Below are 23,414 nucleotides of genomic sequence, written 5' to 3'. Positions count from 1 at the left end.
TTTTATAAACTTCCAGGCGCTTTATCCTTATATAATTTATAATCTAAACTATCCACTAAAGCCTTGAATGAAGCATCAATTATATTAGGTGATACTCCAATTGTGAACCAGTTCACTCCTTTTGCATCTGTGCTTTCAATACTAACTCTTGTAACTGCTTCTGTACCTGTATTTAAAATTCTAACTTTATAATCAACAAGCCTTAAATCTTTCAAATACTCTGAATATTTTGCAAGCTTATTTACATTCTTTCTAATTGCATTATCTAAAGCGTTAACAGGTCCATTTCCTTGCCCTTCACATAAAATTTTGTCTCCGTCCACTTCTAATTGAGCTTTAGCATATGATATAATCTCTCCAGTTTTATCTTTCTTTACAGAAACATCGTATTCATTGATTGAAATATATCTTGGTATTTCACCCATTAGTCTTCTAGCTAATAATTCAAAAGACGCGTCAGCACCATCGTAACTATAACCAATGAATTCTCTATCTTTAACTTCATCTAAAAGTTTTTTAATTTTTGGGTCACTTTTTTCAACGTTAATTCCAATTGAATTTAATCTAGACATTATGTTTGATTGTCCTGATTGATCTGAAACTACAATATTTCTAGAATTTCCAACCTCTTCAGGATTTATATGCTCATAAGTTTTAGGGTCCTTTTGAACTGCAGATACATGCATGCCACCTTTATGTGAGAAAGCTGAGGCACCAACATAAGGCAAATGTTTATTAGGTTTTCTATTTAATATTTCATCTAGCAATCTTGAGCATTGAGTTAAATTTTTCAAATTTTCTCTTTTAATACTAAGTTCAAATTTGTCTGAAAAATCTTTCTTTAAAAAAAATGAAGGTATTAAAGACATTAAATTTGCGTTACCACATCTTTCTCCTAATCCATTTATAGTTCCTTGAACCTGTCTTGCTCCTGCTTGAACTGCAGCAAGACTATTTGCTACTGCATTTTCAGTATCATTATGAGCGTGTATTCCTAAGTTATTTCCTGGAATATATTTGCTTACTTCAGTTACAATTTTAGAAATTTCATGTGGAAGTGTTCCGCCGTTAGTATCACACAATACAATCCATCTAGCTCCATTATCATAAGCAGCTTTCAAACATGACAATGCATACTCTGGATTAGATTTATAACCATCAAAGAAATGTTCTGCATCAAACATAAATTCTTTACCTGATTTAACAATATGCTTCGTACTTTCGCTTATGTTGATTAAATTTTGTTCATTAGTAATTCCTAAGGCAACTTTAACTTGGAAATCCCATGATTTTCCAAATAAACAAACCGCTGAGCTTTTTGAATTAATTAATGATGATAACATTGGATCATTTTCAGCACTATGTTCTGATTTTTTTGTCATGCCAAATGCAGTTAATTTTGCTGATTTAAAATTATGATCTTTATTAAAAAATTCTGTATCTGTTGGATTGGCGCCTGGCCAACCTCCTTCTACGTAATCAACACCCATCATATCTAATGCTGATGAAATTTTCTTCTTATCATCAATGGAAAAATCAACACCTTGCGTCTGTGCACCATCGCGTAATGTTGTATCAAAAATATAAAGTTGTTCTTTACTCATTTAAATTTCCAAGTCGTTTTACCATCTTTATCTTCTATTAAAACACCTTTGTCTAAAAGCTCATTTCTAATTTTGTCAGCTTCCTCGTAATTTTTGTTCTCTCTAGCTTTGTTTCTTTCGTCAATTTTCTGCAAAATTTCTTTTTCTGAAATAGAAGCTTTGCTCATTTTGAAACTTAACCACTCATCTTTATTTTGGTTTAAAAGTCCTACGAACTGACAAGCAGAAACAAATAAAGCTTTATCATTGTCATTACCTTTTAGTGCTTTTTCATATAATTTGTGTAAATTTGCTATGTAACCTGGTGTGTTTAAATCATCATACAGAGGTTGACGAATTTCATCCGAGATATCTGCATAATTTTTACTATCTACATAAACATTGTACCATTTATTAATAGTATTTTGACAATCTTCTAAAAGTTTATCATTCCAATCTAATGGTTGTTTATAATGCGCACTCATTAAAGCTAATCTTAAAACCTGGCCACTTATCTTATTTCTAAAATCTTTTATTTTTAAAATGTTACCTTGAGATTTTGCCATCTTCTCATTGGACATAGTAATAAAAGCATTGTGCAACCAAAAATTAGCAAATACTTTTGTACTATTAGCACATCTTGATTGCGCTATTTCATTTTCATGATGGGGAAATATTAAATCAATACCACCTCCATGAACATCAAACTCATCTCCTAAAAATTTTTTTGACATTGCTGAACATTCTAAATGCCATCCAGGTCTTCCTTTTCCCCATGGAGAATCCCAAGAAGGTTCATCACTTGCTGATGGCTTCCATAAAACAAAATCTTCTGAATTTTTTTTATTTTCACTTATTTCAATTCTTGATCCAGCAATTAGGTCTTCTAGTTTTTTGTTTGATAGCTGACCATAATCATTGAACTTTTTAACCTCAAAATAAACATGGTTGTTATTCTCATAAGCAAAACCTTTTTTGATTAATTCAGAAACCATTTCAATCATCAAATCAATATTTTCGGTTGCTTTAGGTTGATGAGTTGGTATTTCACAATTTAAATAATTACAATCTTCACCAAAACTTTCCGTAACTTTATTTGTTAACTCTGAAATTGAGATGTTATTTTCTTTTGAAGATTTAATAATTTTATCATCTACATCTGTAATATTTCTAACATAAGTAACTTTTGAATATTTTTTCTTAAAAATTTTATAAAGGATATCAAAAACAACTATTGGTCTTGCATTTCCAATATGAGGATCATCATAAACTGTTGGTCCACAAACATACATTCTTATATTTTGTTCATCTATTGGAACAAATTTTTCTTTTTTGTTTGTAAGATTGTTTGTTAAAAAAATATCATTACTCATAATTTTAGAAATATACTTAAATTATAGATTTGTGAATCTATTTGATTAATTTGGAATTTTGCATACTGGAATAGGCTCCATTTTATGCAAATTTTGTTTTCTAATGGTTTCGTATTTTGCTCTATTGGAAGATTTAGGATTATCCATAGCTTCCTCAAGTTCTTCATATTTTAACCCAAGCTGACCTTCATCTGTTCTACCGTCATCCCACAAACCATCAGTAGGTGCTGCTTCAATAATTTCATTTAATATACCAAGTTCTTTGCCGAGTTCCCAAACCTGAGTTTTATTACAATCTGCTATCGGAGAAATATCTACGCCTCCATCTCCGTATTTTGTGTAAAATCCTACACCAAAGTCTTCAACCTTGTTGCCAGTTCCAACCACTATTCCTTTATTAGCTGCAGCAACTTGGTAAAGAGTAGTCATTCTTAATCTTGCTCTAGAATTTGCCATTCCATGCTCATTTTCAAATTTAGATAAACTTGAGCTAAATGCCAAAAACAATTCATCTAAATTAATTGTATGCGCTTCAACATTTTTAAAATTTTTTACTAACCATTCCTGATGTTTTAAACTTAGATCATGTTGATGTGATTTTTGTTTAATTGGCATCGACAAAACTATTGTTTTTAAACCCGTCATAGCACTTAAGGTGCTAGAAACGGATGAATCAATACCTCCGGATATTCCTATAACAAGAGACTCGGCCTTTGAAGGCATATTGTCTACATAGTTTTTAATCCAACTAGATATAAACTTAACTTTTTCAGAGACGTTCATATTTTATAAAATATTTTATTATAGAGATTTTACAATGTCTTAAGATGCCGCTCTATCTGCATTTTTAGAATATGAGCTATTCTTTTTAATCTCATCTGAAATCATAAAAGCTAATTCTAAAGCTTGATTAGCATTCAACCTAGGATCACAATGAGTATGATATCTTGATGAAAGATCTTCTTCAGAAATTTTTTGTGCTCCCCCAATACATTCAGTTACATCTTGACCAGTTAACTCAATATGAAGACCTCCTGCATAACTTCCTTCACTTTGGTGACATGCAAAAACATTTTTTACTTCATTTAGTACACTGTTGAATGGTCTAGTTTTGAAACCTGTTGCAGCTTTAATTGTATTTCCATGACATGGGTCACAAGACCAAATTACATTCAATCCTTCTTTTTTTATTGCTCTAATTAATTTTGGTAAAAATTTTGAAACATTATCTGCTCCAAATCTTGAAATTAAAGTTATCTTACCTTTTTCGTTTTTTGGATTGATTCTGTTACAAAGATTGATCAAATCATCTGGTTTTAAAGTTGGTCCACATTTAATACCTATAGGATTTTCAATCCCTCTACAAAACTCTACATGTCCTCCATCAAGCTGTCTTGTTCTGTCTCCTATCCATACAAAATGAGCTGAAGTATCATGGTTCTCACCTGTAGTAGAGTCTGTTCTGGTCATTGCTTCTTCAAAAGGTAACAATAACGCTTCGTGTGAAGTCCAAAAATTCACAGTGTATAATCTATTGTTAAAATCTGATGTAATTCCACACGCTCTCATAAATGCTATGGCATCTGCAATTTTATCCTCTAAATCTTTAAATTTTTTTGCTTCTGGACTTTTTTTAATGTAGCCTAAATTCCATAAATGAACTTTGTTCAAATCTGCAAAACCTCCTTTTGAAAATGCTCTTATAAGGTTAAGGGTTGACGCTGACTGAGAATAAGCTTTAAATAATCTTTTTGGGTCAGGAATTCTCGCTTTTTCGGTAAATTCCATTCCATTTATGTTATCACCTAAATAACTAGGAAGCTCCACACCATCTTTATTTTCAACTGGAGAACTTCTTGGTTTTGAAAATTGACCAGCAATTCTTCCAACTTTAACGACCGGTAATGAAGCTGAATAAGTTAAAACTAAAGACATTTGTAAAATTAATTTAAATGTATCTCTTAAATTATCAGGGTTAAATTCAGCAAAACTTTCTGCACAATCTCCACCCTGAAGTAAAAATGCTTTTCCATCTACAACATCAGCTAATTGATCTTTTAAGTGCCTAGTCTCTCCAGCAAATACTAAAGGAGGAAAAGTTCCAATTTTATCTAAAACTTTATTAAGTTCTTTTTTATCTGGATATTCCGGTATGTGTTTAACCGGATATTTTCTCCAACTATTTTTTTTCCAATTTTTCATATTCAACCTAGGGGTGTTTTAGCAGAGTTTAAACTTTATTCAACTGTGACGGATTTAGCTAAGTTTCTTGGCTTATCTATATCATAACCCATTTTCAAAGCTGAATAATAAGCAAGCTTTTGTAGTGGAATTGTTAAAAGGAATGGCAATAGATCATCATTGGTATTTTCAACTTCAATAGTTTCCCAAATATTCTCTGAAACAATTTCATCCTTGCTCTTGTTTGTAATTAAAAGTACTTTGGCACCTCTTGCTATAACTTCCTGCATGTTAGAAATTGTTTTTTTATAGTAATTGTCTCTTGGAGCTAAAACCACTACTGGCATTCCTTCCTCTATCAGCGCTAGTGGTCCATGTTTCATTTCTCCCGCAGGATAACCCTCAGCGTGAACGTAAGATAATTCTTTTAGTTTCAATGCTCCTTCCAAAGCTATTGGGAAAGAGAAACCTCTTCCAAGAAACATAGATCCTTTAGCTTCATTGAATGTTGAAGATATTGCTTGAATATCATTATCTATTAATAAAGTTTTTTCTATTAAGCTTGGTAAGTTTTTAAGATCTTTAATTTTTTCTTGATAATTTTTTTTATCAATTTCACCAGACAAAGATCCAATTTTTAAAGCTAAAATATATAAAACAAGTATTTGACCTAAAAAAGCTTTTGTAGACGCAACCCCAATTTCGGGTCCACAATGAATTGGCAAAACAAAATTTGAGTCTCTTGCTATAGAACTTTCAATTACATTAACTACAGCACATGTTTTCATATTATTTTTGTTACAAAGATCTAAAGCTGCATAAGTATCCGCAGTCTCACCTGATTGTGAAACAAAAATATATAAACTATCCTTTTTAAATCTATTTTTTCTATATCTAAACTCTGAAGCTATATCGATATTTACATCTAAAGATGTTAATTCTTCAAACCAATATTTAGCCATTAAACAAGAATGGTAAGCAGTGCCGCAGCCAATTAAAGTAACTGATTTAATTTCGTTAATTTTCCAAGGAAAATTGAAAATATTTATCTCATTATTTACGCTATCTAAATACTCTTTAATTCCTGTTTTAATTGTTACAGGCTGCTCTTCTATTTCTTTGGCCATAAAGTGTTTAAAGTCACCTTTGTCATAACTTGACTCATTAGATGATAATTCTAAAATTTTTTTATTAATTTTCTTGCCAACCTCATTATAAAAATGAACTTGATCTTTTTTAACAATACAGAACTCTCCATCATCAAGATAAGTAATTTTATTTGTCATTGATTTTAAAGCATAAGAGTCTGACCCTAAGTAATTTTCATTAGGACCATAACCAACAGCTAATGGTGATCCTCTTCTCGCCCCTACAATCAAATCAGACATATCTTTAAAAATTATACCTAATGCAAAACTTCCATGAAGTTGTTTTAAAGTTTTGGTTATTGCCTCTTCAAGTTCCATAGTTTTTAAATTTTCTGTAATTAAATGAACTATCACCTCGGTATCAGTCTGAGATTTAAACGTATGACCTTTGTTAATTAAATGTTTTTTAAGAATTGTTGAATTCTCTATTATTCCATTATGAACAACTGATACACTGTCTGATGAATGCGGGTGGGCATTAATACTATTTGGAACTCCATGAGTAGCCCATCTGACATGGCCTATCCCTATATTTCCATTTAAAGATTTTAGATCAAAGTTTTTTTCTAAATTATCAACTCTTCCTTCAGATTTAACTTCATTTAACTGACCATCAAATAAAGTTGCAACCCCAGCAGAGTCATAACCTCTATATTCAAGTTTTTTTAAAGAATTTATTATATTTGCAGAAACAGATTTATTGCTAGATATTCCTATAATTCCACACATAATTTATTTTGTCTTTCTTTTATAATTTTTAATTTCCACTTGTACAGATCTGGTTAGTGCTAGAGATTTTTTTTTAACATTTTTTGTTATTACAGATCCTGCACCAACAATACTTTCTTTGTCAATTTTTACAGGTGCTACTAGAGATGAATTTGATCCTATGAATACTTTATCCTTAATTACTGTCTTACTTTTTTTTACACCGTCATAATTACAAGTAATTGTTCCTGCACCAATATTTGCCATCTTACCAATATCACTGTCTCCAACATAAGATAAATGATTAATTTTTGATTTGTTTCCAACAGTTGATTTTTTAATTTCTACAAAATTACCTACTTTTGAACCTTCTTTAAGAATTGTGTCTGGTCTAATTCTTGCGTAAGGGCCTATCTCAACTTTATTTTCAATTTTACAGGACTCAAGATGTGAAAATGATTTTATAATTACATTATCTCCAATTTTAACTTTAGATCCAATTACTACATATGGTTCAATTACAACTCCTTTTCCAATTTTTGTATCATTTGAAAAAAAAATAGTTTCTGGACCTGTCATTTTAACACCGGCTTTTAAAAATTTATTTCGAAGTTTATTTTGATTATTATGATTTATTGGTTGATTCATCTAGATTTTCTTTACATTAAGTATATATCTTTATTAATTCACAAATTATTTCTTTAAAATACTTTTGATATGAAACAAAAATTTACAGTATTGTTTGATTTAGATGGCACTCTAGTAGATACAGCACCAGATTTAATACTTGCTCATAATCATGTGATGAAAAAGTTTGGTTATCCAACAAAAACTATTGTTGAATTAAAAAATGCAGTTGGACAAGGGGCTAAGGCGATGATGCAAAAATCATATGGAAAATGGAAATGGTTTGATGAAAAAATTCAAAACGAAATGACTGATGAATTTTTGTCTTTCTATGGAAAAAATATTTATAATAAAAGTACTTTAATAAATGGGGTAAAAGATTTTTTAAATTGGTGTAAAAATGAAAATATCTCAATGGCTGTTTGTACTAACAAAACTGAGCATCTTGCTGTTGATCTTTTAAAAAAAATTGGCATTTATGATTATTTTGAATATGTAGCGGGGCACAATACATTTGATTATTGTAAGCCTGATCCTAGACACTTAACTACAGTTATAGAAATTCTAGATGGTGATTTAAAAAAATCTATTATGATTGGAGATAGCGAAACTGATGCAAACTCAGCGAAAGCAGCTGATATTCCAATGATATTGTTAAAGTATGGATATACTGAAAAAAAATCTGACGAAATCTACCATAATCACCTAATAAAAGATTATGTTGGTATAGAAAAAATCATAACTGAATATCTTTAATATTGATTAATTTATTTTAGCTATTAAAACAAAATTACTTATAAGGAGTTATTTTGTTACTACATACAGTTAAAGTTTTTCCATCTAAAATTCATTTACCCAAGAAAAAACAACTTGCCTGGAAAATTGCAGAAATTGCAAGTGATAACTCTAAACTAAACAAAGAAGCAATTGAAATGGTAATCAATAGAATTATTGACAATGCCTCAGTTGCTATTGCTTCTTTAAATAGAAAACCCGTTATTTCATCAAGAGAGATGGCTTTGAAGCATTCTAGAAAAAATGGAGCAACTCTTTTTGGAGTTAATTCAAAACTAAAATTTGATTGTGAATGGGCAGCCTGGTCAAATGGAACTGCTGTAAGAGAACTTGATTTTCATGACACTTTTTTAGCTGCAGATTATAGTCATCCTGGTGACAATATTCCCCCACTATTAAGTGTGGCTCAACAAAATAAAAAGAGTGGTTTAGATTTATTAAGAGGTATTATTACGGCATACGAAGTTCAAGTAAATTTAGTTAAAGGGATTTGTTTACATAAACATAAAGTAGATCACATTGCTCACCTTGGTCCAAGTGTTGCTGCAGGCTTAGGATCAATGTTAAAATTAAATACTGAAACAATTTATCAAGCAGTTCAGCAAGCACTACATACAACTATTTCTACAAGACAATCTAGAAAAGGAGAAATATCTAGCTGGAAAGCATACGCACCTGCACATGCAGGGAAACTAGCCATAGAAGCTGTTGATAGAGTTATGAGAGGTGAAGGTGCTCCAAGTCCAATTTATGAAGGTGAAGATAGTGTAATTGCAAGGATACTTGATGGAAAAAAAGCAAAATATAAAGTTCCATTACCTAAAAAAGGAGAAACTAAAAAAGCTATATTAGAAACTTATACAAAAGAATATTCTGCAGAGTATCAATCTCAGGCTTTAATAGATCTTGCAAAGAAATTAAAAACTAAAATACCAAATTTAAATCAAATCAAAAAAATAGATATTCATACTAGTCATCATACACATTATGTAATTGGAACAGGTGCAAATGATCCACAAAAAATGGATCCAAATGCAAGTAGAGAAACATTGGATCATTCTATAATGTATATTTTTGCAGTCGCTCTAGAAGATGGTGATTGGCATCATGTAAAATCTTATACAAAATCAAGAGCTAATAGAAAAAGTACTATTAAGATATGGAATTCAATAACAACCTATGAAGATAAAAAATGGACAAAAAAATATCATGATCCAGATCCAAAAAAGAAATCTTTTGGAGCAAAAGTTGTTGTTACACTGAACAATGGGAAAAAAGTAACTGAGGAACTAGATAAAGCTGATGCTCATCCATATGGAGCAAGACCATTTAAAAGAGAGAATTATATAAATAAATTTTTAACTCTAACAGATGGCATTTTAGATAAAAAAGAGAGTGATCGTTTTTTAAGAAATGTTCAAAATCTAAAAAACTTAAAAGCTGGACAATTAGATAAACTAAATATTGAGATTAAAAAAAGTAAGTTAAAAAGAAATTTGAAAAAAGGAATTTTTTAATGCACTTTGTTGAAAAAGAACCAAGCCAAAAAAGAATAGATTTTGACCAAAAACTTAAATCAAATAAAATTCTGAGGGTTCCTGGAGCTTACAATCCTCTAACAGCTAAATTGATTGAGGAAATTGGTTATGATGCAGTTTACGTATCAGGAGGTGTTATGGCTAATGATCTTGGTTTTCCTGATATTGGTTTAACAACACTTCAAGATGTGAGTACCAGATCTTATTTAATATCTAGGGTAACAAATCTTCCAACAATAGTTGATATAGATACAGGATTTAAATCTTGTAAAGAAACTATAGAGACTTTTGAAGAGTTTGGATTAACTGGTGTTCATTTGGAAGATCAAATTGAAAGAAAAAGATGCGGGCATCTAGATAATAAAGAACTTGTTTCAACAGAGGCCATGGTTTCAAAAATAAAAGAATGTGTGGCTACAAAAAAAGATCAAAATTTTAAGATTATAGCACGTTCAGACGCAAAAAGTGTTGAGGGAATTGATAAAATGATTGATAGATGTAAAGCGTATATTGATGCTGGAGCTGAAATTATATTTCCTGAAGCTTTACATGATGAAAAAGATTTTGAAAAAGTAAGAAAAGAACTTTCATGTTATTTGTTAGCTAATATGACAGAATTTGGTAAATCCAAGTTATTTAATTATAAGGAGTTAGAAAACCTTGGCTATAATATTGTTATATATCCAGTAACTACACAAAGGCTAGCAATGAAAAATGTTGAAGATGGATTAAGAGACATTTATGCAAATGGACATCAAAATAATATAATAGATAAGATGCAGACAAGAAAAAGATTGTATGAATTGGTAGAATACGAAAAATACAATTCTTTAGATGAAAAAATTTATAATTTTAGTACAGAAGGACATGAATAATGAGTGATGATATTAAAAAAGGTTTACTTGGAATTGTTGTAGATGAAACTGAAGTTTCAAAAGTTATGCCGGAGATTAACTCTCTGACATATAGAGGTTATGCTGCTCAAGATTTATGTGAATATTGCAGATTTGAGGAAGTCGCTTATTTAATTTTAAACAAAGATCTACCTAACACTATTCAATTAAGACAATTTGAAAAAGAGGAGAGAAATAATAGAGAGCTTACAAAAAATTTATATGAAATTATAAAACACATGCCAAAAAAATCTCATCCGATGGATGTTGCAAGAACAGCTGTTAGTGTAATGGGATTAGAAGATAAAGAAACATCTAACTCTACTCCAGAAGCCAATATGCGAAAAGCATTAAGAATTTTTGCAAAAACTCCTACTGCTCTTGCTGCTTTTTACAGAATTAGAAGTGGTAAAAAAATAATTAAACCTAAAAAGAATTTAACTTTTGCAGAAAACTTTTTCTATATGTGTTTTGGAAAAGTGCCTCAAAAAGAAATTGTTAAAGCATTTGATGTTTCTCTAATATTGTACGCTGAACATAGTTTCAATGTTTCAACTTTTACTGCTAGAACAATTACAAGTAGTTTATCTGATATTCATGGAGCAATAACTGGTGCAATTGCTAGTTTGAAAGGTCCATTGCATGGTGGTGCAAATGAAGAGGTAATGCACATGATGAACAGAATTAAAAAACCAGAATATGCTCTAAAATGGATTAATAACGCTCTTAAAAATAAAGAAGTAGTTATGGGCTTTGGTCATAGAGTTTATAAATCAGGAGATTCTAGAGTTCCAACTATGAGAAATTATTTTGGTAAAGTTGCTAAACTTAAAAAAGATAAAAAGTTTGAAAAGATTTATGACATCGTTGAAAAAGTAATGATCAAAAAGAAAAATATCCACCCTAATGTCGATTACCCTACTGGTCCGATGTATCATTTAATGGGTTTTGACACAGATTTTTTCACACCTATATTTGTTATTTCTAGAATTACTGGTTGGTCAGCACATATTATGGAACAACATGCTGCCAACAAACTTATTCGACCGCTTGCTAAATATAAAGGTAGCAAGCATCGAAAAGTAATGGAATTAAATTACAGATAATACTGTTATATTTATTAACTAAATGCTTCTGCCCAAGTTCCTTGGGTTGATGCTTTAGAATATTCTGTAGCTCTTCCTTCAAAGAAGTTCATGTGCTCTACAGCATTTAACATTGTATCTAACCAAGTTAATGGATTTTTATCAATGTCATAGATCGCTTCTAATCCTAATTGATCTAATCTTCTATTTGCAATAAATCGAATATATTTTTTAATATCATCTGCAGTCAAACCTTCCATAGGACCCATTTGAAAAGCCAAATCAATAAAAGCATCTTCATGCTCAACAATTGTTCTGCAAGCTTCGTAAATTTCTTTTTTCAATTGAGGTGTCCATGTTTCAGGATTTTCTTTAATGAAATCTTTAAATAATCTGATCATCGAATTGCAATGCAATGTCTCATCTCTCACAGACCAAGTAACAATCTGACCCATTCCTTTCATCTTGTTATGTCTTGGGAAGTTTAACAAAATTGCAAAACTTGCAAATAACTGAAGACCTTCTGTGAAAGCACTAAATACAGCAATTGTTTTTGCAATATCATGATTTGATTTAACATCAAAACCTTGCATGTAATCGTATTTATCTTTCATTTCTTTGTACTTCATGAATGCTGAATACTCAGACTCTGGCATACCAATTGTATCTAACAAATGTGAGTAAGCAGCAATGTGAACAGTTTCCATTGAAGCAAAAGAAGACATCATCATTAATACTTCAGTTGGTTTAAATACATTCATGTAATGTCTTATATAACAGTTGCTAACTTCGACATCTGCTTGAGTAAAAAATCTAAAAATTTGTGTTAATAGATTTTTTTCTGAAGTTGAAAGATTTTTTTGCCAATCTCTCACATCATCTCCAAGTGGAACTTCTTCTGGTAACCAGTGAATTCTTTGTTGTGTTAACCATGCATCATAGCACCATGGATATCTGAAAGGTTTGTAAACTGGGTTTGCAACAAGCAATCCATTATTGTTTTTTTGTGGTTGAATAATTTCTGACTTAACTTTTTCTGCTACTGACATGATAAACACTCCTCGTACTCTGGTTCACTATTTTCGGTTGATTTATTTTTATACACATTAGCCATGATGTCTGTTGACTTAGAGTCGTTAACATTCTCAGCTCTTTGAATTGATTTTGATCTACAATAGTAAAGGCTCTTTAAACCTTTCTTCCACGCATCAAAATGAATTTTATGTAATTCTTTTTTGTGAACATCTGCAGGTAAAAATAAGTTAACTGATTGAGCTTGTGAAATAAAAGGAGTTCTATCTCCACTCAATTCAATTATCCAGCTTTGGTTAAGTTCAAATGCAGTTTTAAATACATCTTTTTCTAAATCAGTTAAAAAGTCTAAATGGTTAACTGAGCCCTGGTTTGTAGTAATACTAGACCAGGTTTCCTCATCATTTTTACCGTGACTTTCAAGTATTTCTTCAAGATATCTGTTTCTCACATTGAATGAACCAGATAAAGTTTTATGAGTATAACTATTTGCTGCAATAGGCTCTACTCCTGGGGAAGCTCCTCCACAAATAATAGAAATTGATGCTGTTGGTGCAATTGCAGTTTTATTAGAAAATCTTTCTTGATAACCATACTCTGCAGCATCAGGACACGCTCCTCTTTCTTCAGCTAAATCTTTAGAAGCTTGATTAACTTTTTCGTGAATGTTTTTAAATATTTTTTTATTCCATGATTTTGCCATTACAGACTCAAGTGGAATTCTATTTTTCTGTAAGAAAGAATGGAAACCCATCACACCCAAACCAACACTTCTCTCTCTTTCAGCAGAATATTTGGCATCTTTAAATTGTTCAGGAGCTTTATTAATGAAATCAGATAACACATTATCCAAAAATCTCATTACATCACTAATCATATCTGGATCATCTTTCCATTCTTCATATTTTTCTAAATTTAAAGATGATAAACAGCACACCGCTGTTCTATCTCTTCCGTCTTTATCAATTCCTGTAGGAAGAGTTATTTCACTACATAAGTTAGAAGTTTTAACAGTAAGATTTGCTAACTTATGGTGCTGAGGAATTTGTCGGTTAACTGTATCTATATAAATTATATAAGGTTCACCTGTTTCAATTCTAGCTGTTAACAATCTTATCCATAAATTTCTTGCAGAAATAGTTTGCTGAACAGTTCCGTCTGCTGGACTTTTTAATGCCCATTGTTCATCTGTTTCAACTGCTCTCATGAAAGCATCTGAAACTAAAACACCATGATGTAAATTTAATGCTTTTCTATTTGGATCTCCACCGGTTGGTCTTCTCATTTCAATAAACTCTTCTATCTCAGGATGATCAATTGGAAGATAACAAGCAGCAGAGCCTCTTCTTAATGAACCTTGACTAATTGCCATTGTTAAAGAGTCCATTACTTTAATAAAAGGAATTATTCCTGAAGTTTTTCCAACTCTACCAATTTTTTCTCCAATAGATCTTAGGTTACCCCAGTAGCTTCCAATTCCTCCACCCTTTGCAGCAAGCCAAACATTCTCACTCCAAAGATCTAAAATTCCACCTAAGCTATCAGATGCTTCATTTAAAAAACATGAAATAGGTAAACCTCTTTTGGTTCCACCGTTTGATAAAACTGGTGTTGCTGGCATAAACCAAAGATTACTTATGTAATTATAAATTCTCTGTGCATGTAAATTATCATCAGCATAAGTGCTTGCTACTCTTGCAAATAAATCTTGATAAGATTCGTTTAAACCAAGGTATCTATCTTTTAAAGTTGCTTTACCAAAATCAGTAAGATTTGAATCTTTAGAACGATCAATTTTAATTATTATACCTTTATCGTTTTGAAATAATTCTGTTTCATTATTTAAAGAAAATAAATCAGGCTTATTAGCTTTTGAAACTTCTTTAACTTCTGGGCTATATTCGGAGACAGCTTTCTTGAGGGCTAGAGATAGAATCTTGTTCATATTTATTATTATATTATTTTAGTTTTGCGAAAACAACTATATGTTGTAGGCGCTTTGATTAAGTATACTAAATAAACGTTTAATCAATGGAACATTTATAGAACGCGACAATATGATTATCAATAAAAAAATAAAATTTTTTTAAAGAAATTAACATAAAAAGAGTAAGTAGTGGATAAATGAGCGAAAATTTAAAAATAGATCCTTATGGTTTTAGAGAATATGACGCCCGTTGGTTGTATGAAAAAGACATAAACTCAGCAGGGATAGAGAATCTCGGTAAAGGACTTGGGACACAAATAAAAAATCATACCAAAAAGGATAATCCAAGAATTATTGTTGGACATGATTACCGATCTTACAGTGAAGAAATAAAAACCTCACTTAAAAAAGGATTAAAGTCAACAGGATGTCATATAGAAGATATTGGTTTGTCATTATCTCCAATGGTTTATTTTGCACAATTTAATTTAGATGCAGATGCAGTTGCTATGGTTACAGCAAGTCATAATGAAAATGGTTGGACTGGTGTAAAAATGGGTATCAAAAAAGGCTTAACTCATGCGCCTGAAGAGATGAGAGAATTAAAAGAAATAACATTGAGTGAAAAGTTTTCAAAAGGTGATGGAAATGAAAAAGAAATAAAAGATTTCGATAAAATTTATAAAAATGACCTAATTAATAAAAACAAAATAAATAAAAAAATTAAAGCTGTAGTTGCTTGTGGCAATGGAACTGCAGGTGTTTTTGCACCAGATATCTTAAGAGGTATTGGGTGTGAAGTGATCGAGTTAGATTGTAACTTAGACTGGAATTTTCCAAAATATAATCCTAATCCGGAAGATTTAGAAATGCTTCATGAAATTGCTAAAGCGGTTAAAGAAAATAATGCTGATATAGGTTTCGGTTTTGATGGTGATGGAGATCGAGTTGGTGTTATTGACAATGAAGGTAACGAAATATTCTCTGATAAAATCGGTTTACTAATAGCAAGAAACTTATCTACTAAACACAAAAATTCTAAATTTGTTGTAGATGTAAAATCAACAGGTTTGTACGCAAAAGATAAAATTTTATTAGAAAACAATTGTGAAACAATTTATTGGAAAACAGGTCATTCACATATTAAACGTAAAGTTAATACTGAAAAGGCATTGGCAGGCTTTGAAAAAAGTGGTCATTTCTTTTTCAATCAGCCTTTAGGATATGGTTACGATGATGGAATAAACTCAGCCATTCATGTCTGTCATTTGTTAGATAATGAAAATAAAAAAATGAGTGAAGTAATTAATGAATTACCAAATACTTTTCAAACACCAACGATGGCGCCATACTGTAAAGATGAAAAAAAATATCAAGTAGTTGAAGAATTAGTTAAAAAAGTAGAACAATTAAAAAATAATAAAACTAAAATTGATGATCAAGTAATAACTGAAGTTCTTACAGTTAATGGTGTAAGATTTTCTTTTGAAGATGGATCTTGGGGATTGATAAGAGCATCATCTAATAAACCTTCATTGGTAATTGTAACTGAAAGCCCGACCTCAGATAATAGAAAGAAGAAAATTTTTGATTTTATTGACGATTTACTTCAAAAAACGGGGAAAATAGGCGAATACGATCAAAAAATTTAGTGCTTAATAAAGTTAATTTTCAACTAATAAGTGTTCATAAAACTGTAAAGAATCATTTAAAAAATTAGATGAGGTGATGGAGGGAGACTGAAGTCACCTCTTTTTATTCAGAGCTTTTCTTAATTTATTGATTATTACTTTTAGAGCTGTTTTTGGATAATTTTTTCCCTTAACAACCCATACAGATAATGGCCAGGAACTATCTTTTTTACTTCTAGCGATAATATGTATGTGCAACTGAGGAACAATATTTCCAATTTTTTCTACATTGAGTTTTGAAGTTTTAAATATTTTTTTCATTACTTTACTTGCATAAACAATTTCCTTCATTAGCAGAGTTTGATCTTTAGAATTGAGATCGCTTATGTCGGTAATCTTATTTCTTTTGGGAATTAGAATTATCCATGGAAATTTAGAGTTATCGTTTAACCTAATAGTGCATAATTTAAGATCAATAAGATAATGTGAAGTCTTTAAAAATTTCCTATTTAACTTAAACGACATGCTTATAATTTAATATATTCGTAGAAAAACTTAACTGCTACGAATAGTAAGAAAATAGCAAGTAATTTACTAATTTTATTTTTATCTATTCTGTGAGCCGTTCTTGCACCTATTCTTGCCATAAAAGTTGTAATCGGAATGAAAATTAAAAAAGCTGGTACATTTAAAAATCCAATACTAAATGGTAAATTTGTTTTTAAATAACTTCCTGAAATAAAAAAACCTGTAGCACCAAATAGTGCAATTAAAAAACCAATCGCTGCAGCACTTCCAATTGCTTTATTAATTGAATAACCGAAAAATTTAAGGATTGGCACATTCATAACAGCACCACCTATACCTGTTATAGCTGAAATAAATCCAACAATCGCACCAAGTATTATTTTTAAATACAATTTCATTTCAGATATTACATTTTGTTCCTTTTCTTTAATCGTAAGTAAATAAATTCCTAAAAAAAAGATTACGATTGCAAAAAAAAGTACTAATGATTTTGTTTTGAAAGTTGCAGCAAATATTGTTCCCAAAACAACTCCTGCAACTACAAAAAAACCATAGCTTTTAACTACATTAAAATCGACTGAATTAAATTTATTATGGGTTAAAACTGAAACTATTGATGTTGGAATTATTATTGCAAAAGAAGTTCCTACCGCTAAGTGCATTATATAAGCTTGATCAATTCCAAGTTTGCCAAATATGTAATAAAGAAACGGGACTGTTATTAAACCACCGCCAATACCAAAAAGGCCAGCTACAAATCCTACTGGAATTGCAGTCAAAACCATTAATAAAACTATATAGATATATTCATTTGCTAAGATTGAACTAAGCAGATTGACCTTCTCTCATATCAACATTGTTGTATTTAATTTTATCCATTATGTGATCAATTTTTTTTACATCAGCATCTCTCACACACATATTTTCACTTAAATATCTTTTCCAATGGCTGGCACCAGATTGACCGTGAAATAAACCTAATGTGTGTCTCATAATTTGATTTAAACGAGTTCCTTTTTTCAATTCATCTTTTACATAAGGAATTAACTGCTCAACAACATCTTGCCTACTAGGAATATCCTCATTGTTAAAAATTTCTTTCTCAATATCTGCTAACAAATAAGGTGTGTGATAAGCAGCTCTTCCAATCATAACACCATCTGTTTTTTCTAAATGTGGTTTAATTTGATCAATAGAAGTTATTCCTCCATTTATAATTATTTCTTCATTTGGAAAATCTTCTTTTAATTTATAAACAAACTCATATTTTAAAGGTGGTATGTTTAGGTTTTGTTTAGGTGTAAACTTACCAAGCATAGCCTTTCTTGCATGAATAATAAAAGTTTTAACTCCTGTGGATTTAAGTGTAGATATAAAATTGTATAAATTTTCATAATCTTCGACACTATCATATCCAATTCTAGTTTTTATCGTTACAGGTAATTTTGTTTTTGATTGCATCTCATTTAAACAATCTGCAACTAAGCTTGGCTCTTTCATCAAACAAGCACCAAATCTATTTTTTTCTACTTTTCTACTTGGACATCCTAAGTTTAAATTAATTTCATCGTAACCAAAATCTTCTCCAACTTTTGTTGCCTCACCTAGTAACTTAGGAGAAGATCCGCCTAATTGAAGTGCTACTGGCTTTTCATTAATATTGAATTCTAGTAATTTTTTTTTATCACCTCTTTTGATTGCTTCATCGACAACCATTTCGGTATAAAGAAGTATATTTTTAGATATTAGTCTGAGAAAATATCGTTCATGACGATCTGTACAGTCCATCATAGGAGCAACTGATACTAACCTATTCATAAACTAAGACTTTATATTATTTTTTTATGAGTTTGAAGCTTCTGGATCTTCAGAAGCAACATCTGCTTCTTGATTTTCTGATTCTGAAACTTCATCTAATGAAACTTCACCTTGTTCATTCATAGTTTCTTGACCAACTGAAGCGTCAACTTCAGGTGTGGCTGTTTCAGATAATTCAGCTAAATCTTCCTTTGATACTTGAATTTTTTCTGGAGTTTTTCTTGCTCTTTTTGATGGCAAAATTGGAGTTCCACTTTTTGAAATTTCTCCTTTGTAAAGATTTTCAAAATCGTCACCTATATCTTCATCATCCTCTACACCGTCATCAACTTGTTCAACGTGTTTTCTAAGTTTGTAAACTGCGCTTTCAGTTAAATCTGATACTTTAATTTTCTCTTCAGCAATTTCTCTTAAAGATATCACTGTATTTTTGTCATTATCCCTATCTATTGTTGGTTCTAAACCAGCATTAAGTTGAGTAGCTCTCTCTTTAGCTACTAAAACTAGTTCATAAGGACTTTCTACTTTATCGATGCAGTCTTCTACTGTTACTCTTGCCATGCGCAGTATCTACACAGTGAGTCTTAAAAAATCAAGGGATATTTTTTATAAATAATGTGGATTTAGCTTATTTTTTATAAGGAATAAAAGCACTAGCATAAACCCAACATATATTGCTGAAAAAGTAGCAATTTGTTCTATTGTAAAATTTTTATCTATTAAAAAACCATACAAAGCAGTTCCAAAAGCAGTGGAGAAAACCATAAGAGCAGAAGTCATAGCCTTTATTCCTCCAATAAATCTTACACCATATAGTTCTGCCCATGTAGATGTACCTAAAACATTTGCAAAACCATTTGTTATCCCCATCAATCCTAAGAAAATAAATGAAACAATTGGGTGATCAAAAACTATCAATATTAAAGCTGCAATCAACATTGGAATGTTTGTAAAAATTAATAATTTCCTGCTTGAAAACTTATCAATTAAAATACCAGTTATAAATAAAGTCAAAACAGAACAAATCGAATAGGCCATAAAAGATTGAGCTATCACATATGGACCCCATCCCTTAGAAATTTGAACAAATGATTGAAAAACTGCAAAGCCTGTAAAAATCCATGGCATTGCCAATAAGTTCCCACAAATAATATAAAACTTATAATCTTTTAATACTTCTCCTCTAGTCCATTGTTTAATTGTATCCTCTTGAGAATTATTATTACTGTCAGACTCTCTAGAATTAATATTTAAATTTTTTATTAAAAAAATAGAAGCAACAGGTAGAAATAAAATAATAATTAAAGAAAATCCCACCCACAACTCTCTCCAATGTATGAATGTCAAAAAATATACTATTAAAACTGGTAAAATAAATTCTGCTAATGACAAACCTAGCCAAGAAGTACTTAATGCTTTTCCTCTTGATTTATCAAAATATCTTGAAACTGTAGTACTAGCAGTATGAGACATTAACCCTTGACCAAATAACCTCATTAAAAAAATTGCTAAAAATAAAAAAACTATTGAATTGATTTTAGAAAATATAAATGAAGATATGCTTAATGATATAATTACAAAATATGCAAATTTAATTGCACTAAAATCATCTATTTTTTTTCCAACCCATATTAAAATAAAACTACTGCATAAAGTTGCAGAAGCATAAATTGAACCAAATTGTCCATGAGATATAGAAAGAGCTTCTCTAATACTAGTGTTAAACAAACCAAGAAAATAACTCTGTCCAAAACTTGAAAAAAATGTAAAAATAAAACCAAATAAAATTACTTTTAAACTTAAACTTTTAAACATAGATAAAAATTATGACTTGTAATGTTGCTTTCATAGGTCTTGGGGTTATGGGCTACCCGATGGCTGGTTATATATCAAAAGCCGGACACAATGTAACTGTTTTTAATAGAACAAAATCAAAAGCTGAAAAATGGATTGGTGAATACAAAGGTAAAATGGCTGATACTCCTGCTCAAGCAGCAGAAGGTGCAGATTTTATTTTTACATGTGTGGGTAACGATAATGACTTAAGAGAAGTAGCTACAGGAGAGAATGGATTATTTAACACAGCAAAAGCTGGATCAATATTTATTGATAACTCAACTGTATCTGCAGAAGTATCCAGAGAATTATATAAAGCTGCAAAAGATAAAGGTTTTGAATTTTTAGATGCACCTATATCTGGAGGTCAGTCTGGTGCGGAGGGTGGAATACTTACTGTAATGGTTGGTGGTGATGAAGAAGTTTTTAAAAAAGCAGAGCCAGTAATTGATTGCTACAGTAAAAAAGTAAAATTAATTGGATCCTGTGGAAGTGGTCAGCTTACTAAAATGATGAACCAAATGTGTATAGCTGGAGCAGTGCAAGGTTTATCAGAAGCAATTAATTTTGGAATAAACGCAGGTTTAGATATGGATAAAGTAATGGAAACTATATCTAAAGGTGCAGCACAGTCTTGGCAGATGGAAAATAGATATCGAACTATGACTGATGATAAGTTTGATTATGGATTTGCAATTGACTGGATGAGAAAAGATTTAAAAATTGCAATTGAAGAAGCAAAAAGAAATGGTTCACCTGTGCCAATCACAGAAATCATAGATGGCTACTACGCTGAGGTACAAGAAATGGGTGGTAACCGTTGGGACAGTTCTGCTCTTATTGCTCGATTAAAAAAGAAAAAATAATCTGTGACTGATACCGTTCCTTATTATGAGGACTTTGTAGAGATCAAAAAGAAAATTTGGTCTATGTTAAATAATGCTGTCAAAGACAGAAGCTCGTCTTTCAGAATACCTGTATTTATATGTGGTAGCCAATCTGATTTAGATGGTAGAATTGTAGTTCTTCGAAAATCAGATCAATCTAATAACTTAGTTCAGTATCATAGCGATATTCGTTCTGATAAAATTGGAAAATTAAAATCTAACAACAATGCAGCAATGTTGTTTTATGATAAAGATGAAAAAATTCAGGTTAGGCTAAAAGTAGAGTGTACCATTAATCATAATAACGAAGTTACTAAAGAATCTTGGTCAAAAACCCAACACATATCTAGAAAATGTTATTTAGTTGATAAAGGACCAGGAACTATGTCTGATACTCCTACATCTGGACTGAAACCTGAGCTTGATAATTTTGATTACACTAAAGAACAAAGTGAAGAAGGTTACAAAAATTTTACGGTTATTCAGTGCAAAATAAAATCAATAGAATGGTTATATTTAGCCGCTAAAGGTCATCGAAGAGCAAAATTTGATTTAGTAAACAATAAAGATACCTGGTTAGTACCTTAAATCCCTTTTACAATTATATTGCTTCCTTCAGAGTTTTGAAGACGAATATCTTTAACTGGCTTATACTCATCAGAGTGATACCATTCTAAAGCTTTTTCATATGATGGAAATTTAATAATTACTAATCTTGGAAAATTATCTTCGCCCTCTACTACTTGATATTCACCATTTCTAACTAGATATTCTCCACCAAATTTTTTTACAACTTCTGTAACTTTAGCCACATATTCTTTATAGTTTTCTGGATTTGTAACTTTTAATTGAGCTATAACATAACCTGCTGACATAATTCCCTTCCTTTATTAATTGTTCTGTTAATTATTCCAAAGCCAAGCTGCTCCCCTCACACCACTTGAGTCACCGTGTAAATTTTTTAAAACTTTCGTTTCTATTTTTTTTGCAAATGTATATTTGGGAATTAATTTTGGAATGTTATTATAAAATCTTTCAATATTTGACATACCTCCACCTAAAACAATCGCACCAGGATCAAAAATACCAATCATTACAGCTAATAATCTTGCCATTCTATCCTCATATAAAGAAAATTCTAAATTAGCACGATCATCATTATTTTTATCTAATTCTACAATTTCTTTTGTTGTAAGATTTGTATTATATTTTTTATTAAATATATTTGTAAAACCAGTTCCTGAAATAAATTGCTCTGCACATAAGGGTCTTCCACAATTTCCTGAGGGACATTTAACGTCTAGTTTAATTTCTTCATCAGTTGGATAAGGTAATGGTTGATGTCCCCAATCTCCTGCTATTTGATTAGCACCTTCAATTATTTCTTTTTTATAAGATAAACCTCCTCCAAAACCTGAGCCTATTATTATTCCAAAAACAGAATCATAATTTTTTCCTGCACCATCAATTGCTTCCGATAAAGTCAAGCAATTCGCATCATTCATCAATTTTACTTGTCTTTTTAAAGCAATTTCTAAATCTTTTTGAAAAGGTTTGTCATTCAACCATGACGAATTTGCGTTTGTTATTAGTTTGGTTTCTTTTGATGAAAATCCTGGTATCCCTAGTCCTACGCTACAGGTTTGATTACTAATATTGTCAAATTCATCGACAAGTTTTTTTATTGTATCAATTCCAGAAACATAGTTTTTATCATAATAATATCTTTTTCTTTCAATTTGATTTCCTTTATCGTCAATTAAAATTCCTTCAATCTTAGTACCTCCATAATCAATACCAATTTTAAATTTTTTATTCATAGAT

General features: G+C 30.6%; 21 protein-coding genes and 1 pseudogene. 7 read left to right on the top strand and 15 right to left on the bottom strand.

Annotation, left to right across the window (positions count from 1 at the left end; all coding sequences use genetic code 11):
* Positions 1-2: 2 nt before the first annotated feature.
* The 6 genes from cimA to ACTTAO_RS06505 are packed head-to-tail and all read right to left on the bottom strand — an operon-like array spanning position 3 to position 7,641.
* A complete protein-coding gene (gene cimA / locus ACTTAO_RS06530) occupies positions 3-1,604 on the bottom strand; it encodes a citramalate synthase (RefSeq protein ID WP_440691536.1) in 1,602 nt (533 codons plus the stop codon).
* A complete protein-coding gene (gene cysS / locus ACTTAO_RS06525) occupies positions 1,601-2,956 on the bottom strand; it encodes a cysteine--tRNA ligase (protein WP_440691535.1) in 1,356 nt (451 codons plus the stop codon). Before cysS ends, cimA begins: the two co-directional genes overlap by 4 nt.
* Positions 2,957-3,001: 45 nt before the next feature.
* Positions 3,002-3,739 (bottom strand): NAD(+) synthase, encoded by a 738-nt coding sequence (gene nadE / locus ACTTAO_RS06520; protein WP_440691534.1) that lies wholly within the window; start codon positions 3,737-3,739, stop codon positions 3,002-3,004.
* A 39-nt stretch (positions 3,740-3,778) separates the two neighbouring features.
* Positions 3,779-5,158: a class II 3-deoxy-7-phosphoheptulonate synthase gene (locus tag ACTTAO_RS06515; RefSeq protein WP_440651512.1), complete on the bottom strand. Its 1,380-nt coding sequence runs from the start codon at positions 5,156-5,158 to the stop codon at positions 3,779-3,781.
* Positions 5,159-5,193: 35 nt separating this feature from the next.
* Positions 5,194-7,014 carry a glutamine--fructose-6-phosphate transaminase (isomerizing) gene (gene glmS, locus ACTTAO_RS06510; protein WP_440691533.1) on the bottom strand — a complete coding sequence of 607 codons (1,821 nt, stop codon included), beginning with the start codon at positions 7,012-7,014 and terminating at the stop codon, positions 5,194-5,196.
* A gap of 3 nt (positions 7,015-7,017) precedes the next feature.
* Positions 7,018-7,641, bottom strand: coding sequence for a DapH/DapD/GlmU-related protein (locus ACTTAO_RS06505; RefSeq protein WP_440691531.1), 624 nt, complete (start codon positions 7,639-7,641; stop codon positions 7,018-7,020).
* 69 nt (positions 7,642-7,710) lie between these two features.
* Here ACTTAO_RS06505 and ACTTAO_RS06500 point away from each other — a divergent pair, with 69 nt between their 5' ends.
* From ACTTAO_RS06500 to ACTTAO_RS06485, 4 genes are read left to right on the top strand one after another with little or no spacing between them, the layout of a single operon-like run.
* Positions 7,711-8,376: an HAD family hydrolase gene (locus ACTTAO_RS06500; RefSeq protein WP_440691530.1), complete on the top strand. Its 666-nt coding sequence runs from the start codon at positions 7,711-7,713 to the stop codon at positions 8,374-8,376.
* Between the two features lie 53 nt (positions 8,377-8,429).
* Complete coding sequence (locus ACTTAO_RS06495) at positions 8,430-9,932, top strand: MmgE/PrpD family protein (protein WP_440691529.1); 1,503 nt, start codon at positions 8,430-8,432, stop codon at positions 9,930-9,932.
* Positions 9,932-10,828, top strand: a complete 897-nt coding sequence (prpB, locus tag ACTTAO_RS06490) for a methylisocitrate lyase (RefSeq protein ID WP_440651517.1) — start codon at positions 9,932-9,934, stop codon at positions 10,826-10,828. Before ACTTAO_RS06495 ends, prpB begins: the two co-directional genes overlap by 1 nt.
* Positions 10,828-11,952, top strand: coding sequence for a bifunctional 2-methylcitrate synthase/citrate synthase (locus tag ACTTAO_RS06485; protein ID WP_440691528.1), 1,125 nt, complete (start codon positions 10,828-10,830; stop codon positions 11,950-11,952). The genes prpB and ACTTAO_RS06485 overlap by 1 nt, the downstream gene beginning before the upstream one ends.
* Before the next feature lie 14 nt (positions 11,953-11,966).
* Here the strand turns inward: ACTTAO_RS06485 and ACTTAO_RS06480 are convergent, their stop codons facing one another.
* Together ACTTAO_RS06480 and ACTTAO_RS06475 are read right to left on the bottom strand one after the other, a co-directional pair.
* Positions 11,967-12,980 carry a ribonucleotide-diphosphate reductase subunit beta gene (locus ACTTAO_RS06480; protein ID WP_440614253.1) on the bottom strand — a complete coding sequence of 338 codons (1,014 nt, stop codon included), beginning with the start codon at positions 12,978-12,980 and terminating at the stop codon, positions 11,967-11,969.
* The gene (locus tag ACTTAO_RS06475; RefSeq protein ID WP_440691526.1) at positions 12,971-14,908 is read right to left on the bottom strand and encodes a ribonucleoside-diphosphate reductase subunit alpha; all 1,938 of its coding nucleotides are present in this window, start codon (positions 14,906-14,908) and stop codon (positions 12,971-12,973) included. Before ACTTAO_RS06475 ends, ACTTAO_RS06480 begins: the two co-directional genes overlap by 10 nt.
* A gap of 179 nt (positions 14,909-15,087) precedes the next feature.
* Here ACTTAO_RS06475 and ACTTAO_RS06470 point away from each other — a divergent pair, with 179 nt between their 5' ends.
* Complete coding sequence (locus ACTTAO_RS06470) at positions 15,088-16,542, top strand: phosphomannomutase/phosphoglucomutase (RefSeq protein ID WP_440691525.1); 1,455 nt, start codon at positions 15,088-15,090, stop codon at positions 16,540-16,542.
* Between the two features lie 93 nt (positions 16,543-16,635).
* On the opposite strand, the gene ACTTAO_RS06465 is transcribed toward ACTTAO_RS06470, so the two are convergent.
* From ACTTAO_RS06465 to ACTTAO_RS06445, 5 genes and pseudogenes are all read right to left on the bottom strand, one after another.
* Complete coding sequence (locus tag ACTTAO_RS06465; protein ID WP_440691524.1) at positions 16,636-17,046, bottom strand: HIT domain-containing protein; 411 nt, start codon at positions 17,044-17,046, stop codon at positions 16,636-16,638.
* Between the two features lie 2 nt (positions 17,047-17,048).
* Positions 17,049-17,834: a sulfite exporter TauE/SafE family protein gene (locus ACTTAO_RS06460; RefSeq protein ID WP_440691523.1), complete on the bottom strand. Its 786-nt coding sequence runs from the start codon at positions 17,832-17,834 to the stop codon at positions 17,049-17,051.
* A gap of 40 nt (positions 17,835-17,874) precedes the next feature.
* Positions 17,875-18,867: a tRNA dihydrouridine(20/20a) synthase DusA gene (gene dusA / locus ACTTAO_RS06455; protein WP_440691521.1), complete on the bottom strand. Its 993-nt coding sequence runs from the start codon at positions 18,865-18,867 to the stop codon at positions 17,875-17,877.
* Between the two features lie 180 nt (positions 18,868-19,047).
* Positions 19,048-19,428: pseudogene (rpoZ, locus tag ACTTAO_RS06450) on the bottom strand (DNA-directed RNA polymerase subunit omega); the annotation flags it as partial.
* A 45-nt stretch (positions 19,429-19,473) separates the two neighbouring features.
* The gene (locus ACTTAO_RS06445; protein WP_440691519.1) at positions 19,474-20,682 is read right to left on the bottom strand and encodes an MFS transporter; all 1,209 of its coding nucleotides are present in this window, start codon (positions 20,680-20,682) and stop codon (positions 19,474-19,476) included.
* Positions 20,683-20,693: 11 nt separating this feature from the next.
* On the opposite strand from ACTTAO_RS06445, the gene ACTTAO_RS06440 reads away from it, so the two are divergent.
* A complete protein-coding gene (locus ACTTAO_RS06440) occupies positions 20,694-21,569 on the top strand; it encodes an NAD(P)-dependent oxidoreductase (RefSeq protein WP_440652335.1) in 876 nt (291 codons plus the stop codon).
* 3 nt (positions 21,570-21,572) lie between these two features.
* Positions 21,573-22,178: a flavin-binding protein gene (locus tag ACTTAO_RS06435; RefSeq protein WP_440652334.1), complete on the top strand. Its 606-nt coding sequence runs from the start codon at positions 21,573-21,575 to the stop codon at positions 22,176-22,178.
* Here ACTTAO_RS06435 and ACTTAO_RS06430 read toward each other — a convergent pair.
* The gene (locus tag ACTTAO_RS06430; RefSeq protein ID WP_262589034.1) at positions 22,175-22,465 is read right to left on the bottom strand and encodes a DUF1330 domain-containing protein; all 291 of its coding nucleotides are present in this window, start codon (positions 22,463-22,465) and stop codon (positions 22,175-22,177) included. The genes ACTTAO_RS06435 and ACTTAO_RS06430 overlap by 4 nt on opposite strands.
* Before the next feature lie 27 nt (positions 22,466-22,492).
* Positions 22,493-23,410, bottom strand: a complete 918-nt coding sequence (locus ACTTAO_RS06425) for an ROK family protein (protein ID WP_440691518.1) — start codon at positions 23,408-23,410, stop codon at positions 22,493-22,495.
* Positions 23,411-23,414 lie beyond the last annotated feature (4 nt).

It is taken from the genome of Candidatus Pelagibacter sp. HIMB1782 (assembly GCF_052047475.1).
In the GTDB taxonomy this organism is placed as follows: Bacteria; Pseudomonadota; Alphaproteobacteria; order Pelagibacterales; family Pelagibacteraceae; genus Pelagibacter.
The sequence above is the reverse complement of the archived record's forward strand: the minus strand, read 5'-3'. Positions and strand labels throughout refer to the sequence as shown.